Origin of the sequence: Motiliproteus coralliicola (assembly GCF_003345655.1) — a bacterium.
GTDB lineage: Bacteria > Pseudomonadota > Gammaproteobacteria > Pseudomonadales > Balneatricaceae > Motiliproteus > Motiliproteus coralliicola.
This window is the reverse complement of sequence record NZ_QQOH01000003.1, coordinates 502,150-515,910: the sequence shown is the minus strand read 5'-3', so window position 1 is coordinate 515,910 and position 13,761 is coordinate 502,150. Positions and strand designations below refer to the sequence as shown.

11 protein-coding genes are annotated in these 13,761 nt (G+C 59.7%); 8 read left to right on the top strand and 3 right to left on the bottom strand.

Annotated elements, in window-relative coordinates:
• Nucleotides 1-30: 30 nt before the first annotated feature.
• Entirely contained in the window at nucleotides 31-1,140 is a 1,110-nt protein-coding gene (gene tcuB / locus DV711_RS13220; protein WP_114696173.1) for a tricarballylate utilization 4Fe-4S protein TcuB, read from the bottom strand.
• The gene (tcuA, locus tag DV711_RS13215; RefSeq protein WP_114696323.1) at nucleotides 1,127-2,521 is read right to left on the bottom strand and encodes an FAD-dependent tricarballylate dehydrogenase TcuA; all 1,395 of its coding nucleotides are present in this window, start codon (nucleotides 2,519-2,521) and stop codon (nucleotides 1,127-1,129) included. The genes tcuB and tcuA overlap by 14 nt, the downstream gene beginning before the upstream one ends.
• Before the next feature lie 268 nt (nucleotides 2,522-2,789).
• On the opposite strand from tcuA, the gene DV711_RS13210 reads away from it, so the two are divergent.
• From DV711_RS13210 to DV711_RS13200, 3 genes are read left to right on the top strand one after another with little or no spacing between them, the layout of a single operon-like run.
• Complete coding sequence (locus tag DV711_RS13210) at nucleotides 2,790-3,461, top strand: response regulator transcription factor (protein WP_114696172.1); 672 nt, start codon at nucleotides 2,790-2,792, stop codon at nucleotides 3,459-3,461.
• A complete protein-coding gene (locus tag DV711_RS13205; protein ID WP_165840115.1) occupies nucleotides 3,454-4,881 on the top strand; it encodes a sensor histidine kinase in 1,428 nt (475 codons plus the stop codon). The genes DV711_RS13210 and DV711_RS13205 overlap by 8 nt, the downstream gene beginning before the upstream one ends.
• On the top strand, nucleotides 4,881-6,008 hold the full coding sequence (locus DV711_RS13200) for an ABC transporter substrate-binding protein (protein ID WP_243633818.1): 1,128 nt from the start codon (nucleotides 4,881-4,883) through the stop codon (nucleotides 6,006-6,008). Before DV711_RS13205 ends, DV711_RS13200 begins: the two co-directional genes overlap by 1 nt.
• 7 nt (nucleotides 6,009-6,015) lie before the next feature.
• Here DV711_RS13200 and DV711_RS13195 read toward each other — a convergent pair whose 3' ends face one another.
• Nucleotides 6,016-7,332 (bottom strand): D-serine ammonia-lyase, encoded by a 1,317-nt coding sequence (locus DV711_RS13195; protein ID WP_114696169.1) that lies wholly within the window; start codon nucleotides 7,330-7,332, stop codon nucleotides 6,016-6,018.
• 194 nt (nucleotides 7,333-7,526) lie between these two features.
• On the opposite strand from DV711_RS13195, the gene DV711_RS13190 reads away from it, so the two are divergent.
• The 5 genes from DV711_RS13190 (at nucleotide 7,527) to hybB (ending at nucleotide 13,728) form a co-directional block, all read left to right on the top strand.
• Nucleotides 7,527-8,417, top strand: coding sequence for a LysR substrate-binding domain-containing protein (locus tag DV711_RS13190; RefSeq protein ID WP_243633817.1), 891 nt, complete (start codon nucleotides 7,527-7,529; stop codon nucleotides 8,415-8,417).
• 305 nt (nucleotides 8,418-8,722) lie between these two features.
• Nucleotides 8,723-10,012 (top strand): sensor domain-containing diguanylate cyclase, encoded by a 1,290-nt coding sequence (locus DV711_RS13185; protein ID WP_114696168.1) that lies wholly within the window; start codon nucleotides 8,723-8,725, stop codon nucleotides 10,010-10,012.
• Nucleotides 10,013-10,373: 361 nt separating this feature from the next.
• Nucleotides 10,374-11,528 (top strand): hydrogenase small subunit, encoded by a 1,155-nt coding sequence (locus tag DV711_RS13180; RefSeq protein WP_114696167.1) that lies wholly within the window; start codon nucleotides 10,374-10,376, stop codon nucleotides 11,526-11,528.
• A gap of 17 nt (nucleotides 11,529-11,545) precedes the next feature.
• Entirely contained in the window at nucleotides 11,546-12,532 is a 987-nt protein-coding gene (gene hybA, locus DV711_RS13175; RefSeq protein ID WP_114696166.1) for a hydrogenase 2 operon protein HybA, read from the top strand.
• Nucleotides 12,529-13,728: a Ni/Fe-hydrogenase cytochrome b subunit gene (gene hybB, locus DV711_RS13170; protein WP_114696165.1), complete on the top strand. Its 1,200-nt coding sequence runs from the start codon at nucleotides 12,529-12,531 to the stop codon at nucleotides 13,726-13,728. Before hybA ends, hybB begins: the two co-directional genes overlap by 4 nt.
• Nucleotides 13,729-13,761: the final 33 nt, after the last annotated feature.

Below are 13,761 nucleotides of genomic sequence, written 5' to 3'. Positions count from 1 at the left end.
CGCTCTGGTCAGCCTATGGGGCGTTTCGGATCAATGCGGTTTCAGCTGGGCTTCGCGAATCAGTGCCGCCAGCCGATAAAAACCATGCACCATCTTGCTGAACGGCATCAGTACGAACAGGGTCAGCACCGAACCCAGGTGGATCGCCAGCATCAAGGTCAGCCAGTCGGTTCCTGCGGCGGCAACCAGGGCCAGGCCGGTGCTGCTGACGGCGAACAGCAACCCGATAAAGGCCATCTCGCCACCCCAGACCCGGGCATCGGCCAGATGCCGTTCGGCCTTCAGTTTCAGCACTCCGAGCCCCAAGGTGCCGACGCTTAGCAATACGCCACCACTGATGCCGAACAGCTTCGGCAGTGAGGCCAGTGAGTAGGGCGCCGGCAGGTTTAACAGGTAGTGCATCAGCGTGGCGATGCCGGTGGCGCCAAAGCAGAGCAGGAAACCGATCATGGTCGCCTGGTGAAAGTGGCGTCGGGCGTGGGAGAAACGGTCCTTGTCCTCGAAATTGCAGCCGTCCCCGTGGCCTCCGGCCAGGTTTTTCATCTGCGCCGCCGAGGCGAAGGCGTCTTTCAGGTGGCTCAACCGTAGCTTTTCGCCGCCGATGGTGCGCCAGTAGCGTCGCAGCCCGATCCCGATCGCCACCAGCGGCAGACCGAAAGCAGGCAGGAAGATCGCCACCATGGCGTTATGGGACAGCAGGCCGTAAAAACCTTCCGCGTGGTCGGCCCCTGTCTGCATCAGCCACAGCAGCAGTGCCATGGCGACGATGCTCAGGACGGCGATGGCACTGCCGTGACGGTGGAACGCGCGGGCCATAACGCTGGGGGGCGTATGATCTTGCCAGCTCTGCTGGCGCACCTCGGCCAGTACCCGGGGGACGTTCAGATCGAACTCATGGGGCTCGGTGTACTGGCAGGCGTAATAGCAGCCGCGGCAGTTGTGGCACAGGTTGGCCAGTTGCTGGATATCCCCGTCCGAGAAGCTGCGGGCGCGGTGCACGGCGGGAAACACCGAGCAGTAACCCTCGCAGTAGCGGCAGGCGTTGCAGATCTCCAGTTGTCGGCGGGCGTCCTGCAGTGGGTCCAATGCTTGGAACGGACTCGATTCGGATTCCAGATTGATGAGTTCAATGGCTTGCATAGTTGGCTGCCTCCTGGCCGGCGATACGGCCGAATACGGTTCCGATGGTCATTCCAAATCCGGCCAGATAGCCCTGGCCGAGGATCGAGCCGGCCATGGTCTCGCCGGCGGCCCAGAGGTTCTTGATCGGCCCGGTTGGGGTCTGAACCTGGGCGGTTTCGTCCACCTTCAGACCCAGGTAGGTGAAGGTGACGCCGGTTCGCAGGCTGTAGCCGTAGTAGGGTGGGGTGTCAATCGGGCGGGCCCAGTTGGTTTTGGCCGGATTGATCCCTTCGGTGGCCAGACCGTCCAGCTCGGTGGGGTGGAAATCCCCGTTGCGACAGGCACCGTTGAACTGGTCGATGGTGATGCGAAGACCGTCGGCCGGGATGCCGAGCTTGTCGGCCAGCTCCTCGATCGAGTCGGCCTGGATCGGCGGAAATACCGACGGCATAAACAGGTTGATCGACTTGGCGTCGATGATCACGTGGCCGACCTGATCCGGCTGGGCCGCCACCAGGCGTCCCCAGATAGCGTAGCGCTTGGGCCAGACATCCTCGCCCTCGTCGTAAAAACGCTCGGCCTGGTTGTTGACCACCACCGAGAAGGGCACGCAGTCGAGTCGGGTCACGATGCCACCGTCGAACTTAGGGGCACGGCCATCGATCGCCACGGCGTGGCACTGGGTCGGATCACCGACCGACTCGGCGCCTTGATCGAGCAGGTTCTTTAACACCACACCCCGGTTGTAGGGGGTGCCGCGGATCAGGAAGTTCTTCGCCGCCGGTCCCCAAGCCTGGGCCAGCCAGTCGGTATCGGCCTGAAAGCCGCCGGAGGCGACCACCAGGCTCTTGGGGCTGAGGCGTTGTGTCCGGCCCTGCTGTTCGAATTCGATCCAGTCGACCCGGTCGCCATTGAGCTGCAGGTGGCTGACCTGGGCCTCGTAACGCACCTCGATACCGAGCTTTTCGGCGTGGCGGTAGTAGGCGTTGACCAGGGATTTTCCGCCGCCCATAAAGAAGGCGTTGGTGCGCGACAGCGACAGGGTGCCCGATAGCGACGGTTGGAAGCGAACTCCGCGCTGCTCCATCCAGCGGTAGCACTCCTCGGTGCTACGGATCGCCAGTCGGGCCAGCTTCTTGTCGGTTTTGCCGCCGGTGACCTTGAGTAGGTCGTCGAAGTACTCCTGCTCGTCGTAACTGTCGGTCAGCACCGCCATGGGGGCGTTGTGCATACAGCGGAAATTGCGGGTATGGCGAGAGTTGCCACCACGGTAGGGCTTGGGGGCACCTTCGAGGATCAGCACCTGTGCTCCCTGCTCGGCCGCGGTGATGGCGGCGCACAGGGCGGCATTGCCGCCGCCGATCACTATCACATCGTAGTTGTTGCTTGTCTGGGTCATGGTCATACCTTGTCAGGCTCTGTCGAGATTGTTGTTGGTTGGCATGGGCTCTGAATACAAATGAATACATTGGTGTTCAGACTAATCGCCGAAGCTGTCACCGACCTGTCACGCAAGTGATGAAGGACGGTATGCACATAAAGCTGTCAGGAGCCTGTCACGGACGAAAAATATTCAACTCACCAAATGACTGAATGGCTGCTAAGCTCTTGATAGATAAAGGGCATGAAAAATAAGAAGCCAGATCGACAAAGGTGCGAAAAGATCGATGCGGATTCTGATAGTTGAAGACGATGAGATCCTGGGAGAGGCGATCAGTCAGCGGATCAGCCGCCAGGGACACGGCTCGGATCGCGTCACCAGCGGTAGCGCCGCCAACGAGATCCTGCGCCATCAGCAGTACGATCTGGTGATTCTGGATCTGAACCTGCCGGGCTTGAGTGGTGACCGGGTGCTGCACAAGTTGCGTCAACGTCAGAGCGGTACCCCGGTTCTGATTCTGACCGCCCGCGACCAGGTCGAAGATCGGATCCAACTGCTGGATCTGGGCGCCGACGACTACCTGACCAAACCGTTCGATTTCGGCGAGCTGGAAGCCCGCTGCCGGGCCCTGCTGCGCCGCCATCAGGGCCAAGCCAGCGACCAGGTCGAGTACGGCAATCTGACATTGGATCGCAATACCTGCCAGGTCAGCGTCTCCGGCCAGGTGGTGGAATTGAAGCAGCGTGAATTTCGCCTGCTGGAGATCTTTCTGGGTCACACCGGCCGGGTGCTGAGCAAGGAGGAGCTGCTGGATCATCTGTACAGCTTCGACGAGTCGCCCAGTCCCAACGCGATCGAAACCTACGTTGCCCGCCTGCGCAAGAAACTCAAGGATAGCGACCTCAATATCCGCACCCTGCGCGGACTTGGCTATCTGCTGGATGAACCCAATGGCTAGGTTGGTCGGCGTGTCGATCCGCCGTCAGCTGCTGTGGATGGCGGCCGGATTGCTGCTGGCATTGGCGCTGAGCAGTTACTGGGCGGCCCAGGCTTACGGTGAGCGGGCGGCGCGATTGTCCTACGACCGGCTGCTGACCGGTGCGGCGTTGCAGATTGCCGAGAATATCCAGATTCGAAACGGCGAAGTGGTGATCGACCTGCCGCGCTCGGCGTTCGAGACCCTGGCACTGGCGCCTCAGGATCGGGTGTTCTACGCCATCGTCGAAACCAACGGCCAATTTATTACCGGTTACCCGGATCTGCCGATTCAGGGGCTGGCCTGGGGCCGTGGCGCCGATCTGAATAACCCCGGCGTGACGCTCCCTGTTTTCTATGACGAACAGTACAGCGGTGAGCCGGTCCGGTTTCTGACCCTGACCCGGCAGTTGCCCGAAACCGATGAAGTCCGTGAGGTGCAGGTCCAGCTGGGGCAGACCACCCGGGCTCGACAGCTGCTGGCCGAGGAGATCAGCTGGCGAGCGCTGCAATTGCTGGCGCTGTTTTTTGTGGTGGCGATGGTGCTGATCCTGGGTGGCATCTGGCTGGTGCTGCGGCCTTTGCACCGCCTCAATCGAGGCCTGGAAGCACGCTCGCCCCAGGATCTGAGCCCGTTGCAGGTGGAGGTACCGCGCGAGATTCAACCGCTGCTGACCACCATCAATCGCTTTATGCAGCAGCTCGGCGGAACCCTGGACGGGCTCAAACGGTTCACCGCCGAAGCGGCCCACCAGATTCGCACGCCGCTGGCCGGGCTCAAATCCCAGGCCCAGAATGCACTGGTGGAGGAGGATGAGGTGCGGCGCCGGGAACAGTTGCAGCGGGTGGTGCAGAGTAGCGATCTACTCAGCGATACGGTCAGCCAGCTGCTCAGCCAGGCGACGTTGGCGCATCGTTTTCAAAGTCAGGCGCTGGAACCTCTGACGCTGGATAAATTAATCACCGATGTCTGCCGCGACGTTGCGGTGTCGGCCCTGCATCAGGGGGTGGAGGTGGCTTACCTGGGGCAGGTGTTGGTGCCGTTGAACGGTGACGACTTCGCGCTGCGCCAGATGCTGCGAAATCTGCTCGAGAATGCGATCAAGTACAGTGAGACCGGCGATACCGTCGAGGTCGACCTGCAGAGGGTCGAGCGTGGAGCCCGCCTGACGGTGGCCGATCAGGGGCCCGGAATTCCCGACAGTGAGAAATCCCAGGTGTTCGAGCGTTTCTACCGTAGTCCGGACAACCCCCGCCCCGGCAGTGGCCTGGGGTTGGCGATCGCGAGGGAGATCGCGGTGCATCATCGTGCTCTGCTGAGTCTGAAGGACAACCAGCCCCGGGGGTTGGTGGTCGAGGTGCTGTTTGTTGAGGTCGGTTCGGTGTTGCAGGGGGAAGCCTGATGAGTGCATGGCGATGGCGCCCTAGTCGACAGCGGCGGAGCCTGACCGAGGTGACGATGCGGCCGCTGGTTTTGTTGCTGACGGTAGTGCTGATGATCAGTTCGACGCGGGCTCAGGCCGAGGTGTTGCACGAGCTGAGACCGCTCGGGCGTGAGCAGTCGGTGCTGAGAATCTATGGCGCGGCAGATTTTCCGGTGATCAAACCGTTCTTCGATGCCTTTCGGGAGCGCTATCCCGGAGTGCGGATTCGCTACTCCGAATTCGGCACCCGGAACCTCTACCAGCGTTTTCTGGAACGCTATCCCGATACGCCGGACTTGATGTTGAGCTCGGCGATGGATCTGCAGGTTAAATTGGTCAACGACGGTTATGCCCAGCCCTATCGCTCACCGGAAACCGCGGCGTTACCGGCCTGGGCCAACTGGCGTGATGAGATCTTCGGATTTACCTACGAACCGGCGGTGATCGCGATCAATCGGCAGCGAATGCCGGGCGACCAGTTGCCCCGCAATCGGGCCGAACTGCTGGATCTGATCCGTCGTCATAGCGATAAATTACGGGGACGGATCGGCACCTTCGATATCGCCCAGGTCGGGGTCGGCTACCTGACCTGGTCTTACGACAGTCGCCAGTCGGCCAGCTACGGTCGAATGCTGGAGTCATTCGGCTCGCATCAGGCCCGCTTGTTCCCCAGCAGTGCGGCGATGCTGCAGGCTTTAACCGACGGCGAGATCACGGTGGCTTATAACCTGCTGGGATCCTACTCCCACGCCTGGGCCAAGCGTCATCCGGAGATCCAGGTTGTGCTGCCGAGCGATTACACCACCCTGGTGATGCGTACCGCATTTATCCCGGACAACGCGGCTAATCCCACCGACGCCAAGCGGCTGCTGGATTTTCTGCTGTCTCGAGAGGGACAGCAGCTGTTGGCAGATCGCTCAAGTCTGTATCCGATCCGCGAAGACATTACTGGTGAGACCACCGCCAGCGCGCTACGGCGCGATCGGCGCAGTCCGCTGCGCCATATTCCATTGGGGCCGTCGCTGCTGATCCAGACCGATCAGGCCAGCCGCCGGGCCCTGCTGGAGCAGTGGCGGCGGGCGATGCCGAACCTAGACCTACCCTGAATGCCTATTAACTCTCCAGGCAGCTTTTGGCCTGCGCCAGATAGCGCTGGTATTCCTGTGCGGGTACCAGTGATCCACCAGTCAGCCAGGCGATATGGGTGGACTGGTCAAGCCGCCCACAGAGTTGGTGTTGCTGCAGATACTGTTGGCCGGACTCACTGTTGAGCATCGCCGGACCGAGACAACCGATCGCTGCCGAGGGCTCAACCTCGATATTTTCCAGGCTCTTCAGCTGATACAGCTGCTGATACAGCTGCCGGTCGGTGGCGGTATAGACCCCGGAGCAGAGATCCCGGATCGCTTCGCAGACCCAGGCCGAAGCGGTACCGACCGCCAGGCCGTCGGCGTCGGTGTCGACGTTGAGGCCGAAATCGTAGCAGGGCAGGGGCTCGGAGCCGGGCTCTCCGGCAAGACCCAGCAGGGTGCAGGGGGCCTGTACCGGCTCGGCCAGAAAACAGTGCACATGGTCGCCGAACAGCTGCTTCAGACCAAAGGTAATTCCCCCAGGCGCACCACCGACTCCAGAGGGCAGGTACACGAACAGCGGGTGATCGGCATCAACGATGATGCCTTGCTGTTGCAGTTGTTGCTGCAGTCGCAGCGCGGCGGTGGCGTAACCGAAAAACAGCTCCGGCGAGCGCTCGTCGTCGACAAAGTAACAGTGTGGATCGGCTTGCGCGTTACGGCGGCCCGCGGCTACCGCGACGCCGTAATCGGCCTGGTGTTCGACCACGTCGACGCCACGCCGACGCAGCCGCTCTTTCTTCCACTCCTTGGCATCGGCGGACATATGCACCTGGGTGCGGAAACCCAGGGCAGCGCCGGTTACCCCGATACTCAGCCCCAGGTTGCCGGTACTGCCGACCGCCAACGTGTAGCGTCCAAAAAGTTCACGGGCCTCGTCACCGGCCAGCTTGGCGTAATCATCCTCGATGCTGCTCAACAGTCCCTGCTCGAGCGCCAGCTTTTCGGCAAAACAGAGCACTTCGTGGATGCCGCCACGGGCTTTGATCGAGCCGGCAATCGGTAACGCGTGATCGGCCTTGAGCAGCAACTGACCGCCTAAGGGATTGATCTGCTGATTCAGAGCAGCGGCGCTTAAAAGGGGCGATTCGATCAATCCCTGGCTGGGTTCGAGTTCAGGAAACAGCTGTTGCAACAGTGGTGCGCAACGCTCCAGCCGGGCGCTGGCGCGGTAGAGCAGTTTCGTGCTCGGACGTGCCGGAGCGGCCTCGCTGTTCTGGTAGCGATCGTTTAACCAGAGTAAAGGAGTTGCCGCCTTCATTTGTTCTTGTTGTTGGGGGGAGATGGCAAGATGTGGCATGTTTCGGCCTCTGAGCGTCTGTTGTATCGGATTTTGACAGGTATTTGAGGGGATTTTGACCATGCTGAGTGGTGTAGGCAAACGATAGTTATTACATGGCTGTTTAGTTATTCTAAACAGGCTGGGGTCTATAGTGCTTCGATACTGTGGATCTTGCCTGCATTGTTCGTACCCCATCAGGAGTGATATCGCCGATGCACCCTAGACTCTATTCCTCACTGATCTACTTCGAGTACTGCGGACGGCTGGGAAGTTTCTCGTCGGCGGCGCGGGAACTGTGCGTCACGACCGGCGCGGTCAGCCAGCAAATACGAAAGCTGGAACAGCATCTGGGCTTTCCGCTGTTTGTCCGCAGCCCCGGCGGTATCGCCCTGACGGATCAGGGGCGTGAGCTGCTGGCGGTTACCCGTGACTCGGTGGCGGCGATACAGAGCACGATCGCCCGCTTTCAGTCAGTTTCGGACGGCGCGGTGGTGCGGATCCGCTCAACCCCCTCTTTTGCGTTTAAATGGCTGATCCCGAAGCTGAATGCCTTCCATCAGGCGTTTCCGGCCATCAAAGTGGAGACCTATGCTGAAGCGGCATTGCTGGATCTGCAGCGGGCTGATTTTGATCTGGCGATCGACTACCGCCAGGATGCCGAGGTGGACGGCTTTGAGGTTTCGTTATTGTTCGCCGAGCAACTGTTACCAGTTGTCAGTCCCGACTACCCGCACCGGATTGGAGAGCAGCGGGAGGATGATTGGTCCGCATTAACGTTGCTCCACGATGCACTTCCCTGGACGGGAGCGCCGCGCGATGCCGAGTGGCGTTACTGGCTGGATCGGTCCGGGCTGGCGTCGGTTTCCAGCGATCGTGGCCACTTCTTCAACCGTTCCGATATGGCGATCGCTGCAGCCGAGGCCGGTTTGGGGGTGGCCATGGCGCGCAGTTCGCTGGTGCAGCAAGAGCTGGCCCAGGGGCGTCTGCTGGCCCCCTTCGAGGCTCAACCGAGCGGCTGCAATCATTATCTGTTGCTGCCCCGTAGTGCGACAGCCAATCCCGCTGCCCTGAAGCTCCAGCAGTGGCTGCTCGATCTCGCATAACGGGACCCTTGGGGTCGGCTATCGCGAGGTCGATTAGGCAGCTTTATCACTCTATGGCTATAGTTGGGCATGGGTTCAAAAGTATCCATCCGGTTGTTGAGGTTATATTCGAAAACGGTAATTTAAAACCGTCGTTTGATATTTGTCACACGCGTTGATTTGACTGGCTTTTTTGATTTTTTGGTGGGCCGTGGTAGGTCTGCTCTATTGCAAGAAAATATTCAATTGAGCTTTGCTGGCGATGATGTTTTAGTGTGGCGTTACCTTTCAAGGATGAGCCTGTCGGGATACAGCTGGGAGCGGAAATGGCTGGGGTTGAAGAGATAAGCGCGGTTCAGGTATCGCAGCTGAAAATGCTGTTGGACCATGTTGGTGCCTATGTCTTCACCAAGGACCTTTCTGGGCGCTACACCTATGTCAATCAGAAGGTCTGCGAGCTGTTTGGCCTATCCCGTGACGAGATTATCGGGCAAACCGACGAAGCCTTTTTCGACCTCTCCGTATTCAATGACCTTAGAGCCAACGATCAGTGGGTGCTGGAGCATGCCCGCCCGTTGGATACCGAGGAACATAACCGGGTTGCTTCCAGCGGCGAAGTGCGTGTCTACCAAACCCATAAAATGCCGCTGTTCGATGCCGATAAGAAGGTGGTCGGGCTCTGTGGTATTTCCACCGATATCACCGAACGGACCCGGATGGATCAGCAACTGCGGCAGCAGAAGGAACTGCTCGATAATGTGCTGGATAACATCGAATCCGCCGTCTACATGAAAGACCGCGACCAGCGATTCCGCTATCTGAACCCCTACACCGCTCGGATGCTGGGCTGCGATCCCCATCAGGCCCTGGGCAAAAGCAATCAGGAGCTGTTGTCGAACGAAAACCTGGAGCGGCTACAGCCGACCGATCGGGCGGTGCTGGAGGAGGGGCGTAGGATCTGCGGTGAAGAAGCCTTTACTGATCCCCTGGGCACCACTCGCCAATTCTGGACCGTGAAAATCCCGATCCGTGAGCAGGGCGAGATCAAAGGGATGGTCGGCGTTTCGAGTGACATCACCGAGGTGATCGAACTGAAGGAGAAGCTCGAGCAGTTGGCCCATATCGACGAGATGACCGGTATCTCCAACCGCCGCCACCTGTTGCAGGGTGCCCGACAGGAGCTGGAGCGGATGAAACGCTACCAGCGCACCCTGGCGGTGATCATCCTGGATATCGACCGGTTCAAACTGATCAACGACCTTTATGGCCACGCGGTCGGCGACCAGGCTCTGATCCGATTGGTGCAGGCCTGCCAGTCGCAACTGCGTCAGGTGGATCTGTTTGGTCGCCTGGGCGGCGATGAGTTCGTCATCGTGCTGCCCGAAGTGGATCTCGAGATCGCCCTGGCCGTGTGCGAGCGTCTACGCCACCAAATCGCCAACGTCTCGATTCAGAGTGAGGCCGGCGATGATGTCTTTTTGAGCTCCAGCTTCGGGGTGGCGCTGTCGAACTCACACAGCAGTCTGGATGATCTGCTATCGCGTGCCGATACCGCCCTGTACCGGGCTAAGCACGCCGGTCGTAACTGCGTCGAATTCGACGAGCGTGAAGATTAGCGCTTCCTTCGACTATTTATTGTCCCCGTTTCGGTCTTTTCCTGACGCCTCTGGCACTCATCTTAAGATTACCCGCGCTGAGCCGGTTCGGTAAGCGGCTGCGATTTGTCAATGTTGTAATCACTGCTTGCTTTGAGGTGTAAAGCAAGTAAGCAAGCTAATCACTTTCCGGAATGGTTCTTAATAACAGCTTTCTAAGTTATTGATACGTATAGCTTAGGTTCTTTTCAAACAGGTTGTTCATTCTGGCGCGTTTATTGCGATAGCCCTCCTCATACAACAAAAACGAAGCCGGTCGGTTTGGTAAACGCTAACCCAAAGTGGCGTTCGATCCGGTGGGATGGGTGTGAAGGAGGAGTGAATGAGCACTATCACAGAGCAGCAGCTTGAGGAGGTCGCATCTCGGTTGGGGTTGAACCGCCGTGGCTTCCTTAAATTCTGCACCGGCGTGGCAGCAACGCTGGGCTTGTCATCGACCGCCGGTATACAGATGGCCCACGCCGTTACCCAGGCGCGTCGTCCGTCGGTGATCTGGTTGAGCGGGCAGGAGTGTACCGGTTGTACCGAGTCACTGTTGCGGACCACCCACCCGACACTGGAAACCCTGATTCTCGACATGATCTCGCTCGATTACAGCGAGGCCCTCTGTGCCGCCGCCGGCCATCAGGCCGAAGCCGCCAAGCACGCGGCGATGGAAGAGAACAAAGGCAAGTACGTGTTGGTGGTCGAGGGTTCGATTCCGACCAAAGATGGCGGTATCTACTGCAAGATTGCCGGCAAGACCATGCTCGAGCATGTCAAAGAAGCCGCCGACGATGCGGCGGCGATCATTGCGATCGGTTCCTGCGCCTCCTGGGGCGGGGTGCCGTCGGCCGGTATCAACCCCACCGGTGCCACGCCGGTTCACGAGATCCTGCCGGACAAGACCATCATCAATATTCCGGGTTGCCCGCCCAATCCCTACAACTTCCTGGCCACGGTGCTGCAGTACGTTACCTTCGGCACATTACCGGAGTTGGATGACAAGGGACGTCCGAAATTTGCCTACGGTCGAATCATTCACGAGCACTGCGAGCGTCGGGCGCATTTCGACGCCGGCCGTTTTGCCAAAGAATTTGGCGACGAAGGGCACCGCTTGGGTTACTGCCTCTACAAGCTCGGCTGTAAAGGGCCGGAAACCTACGCCAACTGCTCGACCCAGGAGTTCGGTGATGTCGGCGGTGGAGCCTGGCCGGTCGGTGTCGGAGCTCCCTGTTTCGGCTGTACCGAACAAGGGGTCGGCTTTACCAAGGCGCTGCACGAGAAATCTGAAGTCACCACCCACGCGCCGCCCGATATTTTCCCACCGATTAATGCCCAGTCGGGTGAAGGGGCCACAGCCACTTCCGCCGGTCTGCTTGGCGCGGTGATCGGTGCCGCCGTCGGCGCCACGGCGATGACCGTCCGCCAGCTCGGCAAGGCTGAGAAAGAGGCCGAGAAAGGGGCAGAGCACGCTGCCGCAGAAGAACAACAATAGCCGGTTGGAGAAGCAAGATGGATAGGCGAAATTTTCTCAAACTGGCTAGCGCCGGAGCGGTCATCGCGACCAGCTCCGGTAACGCTCAAGCCAGGGGTAACCTGGAGGTGCCCGATGAAGCGGTAGGGATGCTGTTCGATGCGACCCGCTGTATCGGCTGTCGCGCCTGCGTGGTGGCCTGTAAGGACATCAACGGCATGCCGCCGGAGCAGTCGACCCCGGAAGAACCCTGGGATCTGGCGATGGATCTGTCGGCCGACACCCTCAATATCATCAAGGCCTATGAGCCGCCGCAGGGCGATGATGGGTTCGAATTTATCAAGCGCAACTGCATGCACTGTGTCGATGCCGGCTGCGTATCGGTATGCCCGGTCACGGCGATGAAGAAGGATCCCAAGACCGGCATCGTCAGCCACGATCCGGATGCCTGTATCGGTTGTCGCTACTGCGTCGCAGCCTGCCCGTACAACATTCCCAAGTACGAGTACGACGAGGCGATGGGACAGATCCAGAAGTGTCAGCTGTGCAACCAGAAAGGGGTTGAGCGGATCGACAATGGTGAGCTGCCCGGCTGTGCCGAGGTCTGCCCCACCGGCGCCAACATCTACGGCAAACGCAGCGATCTGTTGGAAGAGGCCAAGCGTCGGATGGCGCTCAAACCCGGCGACAAGTATGTCTACAAGCTCGGCTCGATCGACTCGCCCTACGGTCAGGAAGGCGAAGTGCCCAACTACCAGGATCATATCTACGGCGAGAAAGAGGGTGGCGGTACCCAAGTGCTGATGCTGGCCGGCAACCGCTTCGAAGATCTGGGTATGCCGGATATTCCGGAACTGTCCTACGCGGCGGTTTCCGAGACCGTGCAGCACTCGATCTACAGCAACTTCCTGGCTCCGGCGACCGTGCTGGGCGGCCTGCTCTACATGGCCCGCCGCAACATCAAGGGCTCGCAGGACGAGGAGCAGGATCCGAATCAGGATAAGAGTGGGGAGGATCGGTCATGAGCGGACATCATCAACCGCTGAGCAATCGCAAGCTGATCACGCTGCCGTCGCTGATCCTGGCGGTGCTGGCGTTTATCGCGCTGGTGCTGCTGGCCAAGCGCTTCGCGTTCGGGCTGGGCTCGGTCACCAATCTCAATGATGGTTACCCCTGGGGACTATGGGTGGTCTACGACGTGGTAGTCGGCACCGGCTTTGCCTGTGGCGGTTATGCGCTGGCGTTGGTGGTCTATATCGCCAACAAGGGCAAGTACCACCCGTTGGTTCGGCCGGCGCTGCTGGCCAGTCTATTCGGCTACACCCTTGGCGGTATCTCGGCCTTTATCGACATGGGACGGTACTGGAACTTCTACAACATGTTCCTGCCCGATCAGATGAACCTGAACTCGGTGATGCTGGAGGTGGGCCTGTGTGTGACCGCTTACTGCACCGTGTTGTTTATTGAGTTTATGCCGGCCGTGGCCGAGCACTACAAGATGCAGAAGCTCAAGGCGATCCTCGAGAAGGTGCTGTTTGTCTTTATCGCCATCGGCGTGCTGCTGCCGACCATGCACCAGAGCTCGCTGGGTTCGCTGCTGATCGCGATGGGCTACAAGGTTGACCCGCTGTGGCAATCGCTGCAGCTGCAACCGCTGTTTGCGATCCTGACCGCGATTACCTTGGGCTTCTCGATCGTAATCTTCGAGGCTTCGTTCGTGACGGTCGGCTTCAAGCGCTCATCCGAGACCCACATCCTCAAGGGCTTGGGCAAGATGATCCAGGTGATGCTGAGCGTCTACCTGGTGATCCGCTTTGGCGATCTGGCGATGCGCGGGGTGCTGCCCAACATCTTCGACGGCAGTTTCCGCTCGTTCATGTTTATGGTCGAGACGGTGCTGTTTGTGGTGCCGCTGGTGATTTTGTCGTCACCGCAGCGCCGCAACCGCGGCAGCATGCTGCTGATCGCGGCGGTGTCGATGCTGTTCGCCGGGGCGCTGTATCGCTTCAACGCCTTCCTGATCGGTTGGACCCCGGACGCCAGCAACAGCTTCGTCTACTTCCCGTCGACCGAGGAGTTCCTGGTGTCGATCGGCATTATCGCGATGGAGATTCTCGGCTACCTGATCATCGTCAAGTGGCTGCCGATTCTGCCTGTAGATCACGCCGCCGACCATGCCGAGCCGCATGGAAAGCCGGCCAGCCAACCTGAACAAGCCTGACCGTAACCGGATAAGAACAAGTTAATAGGAGAA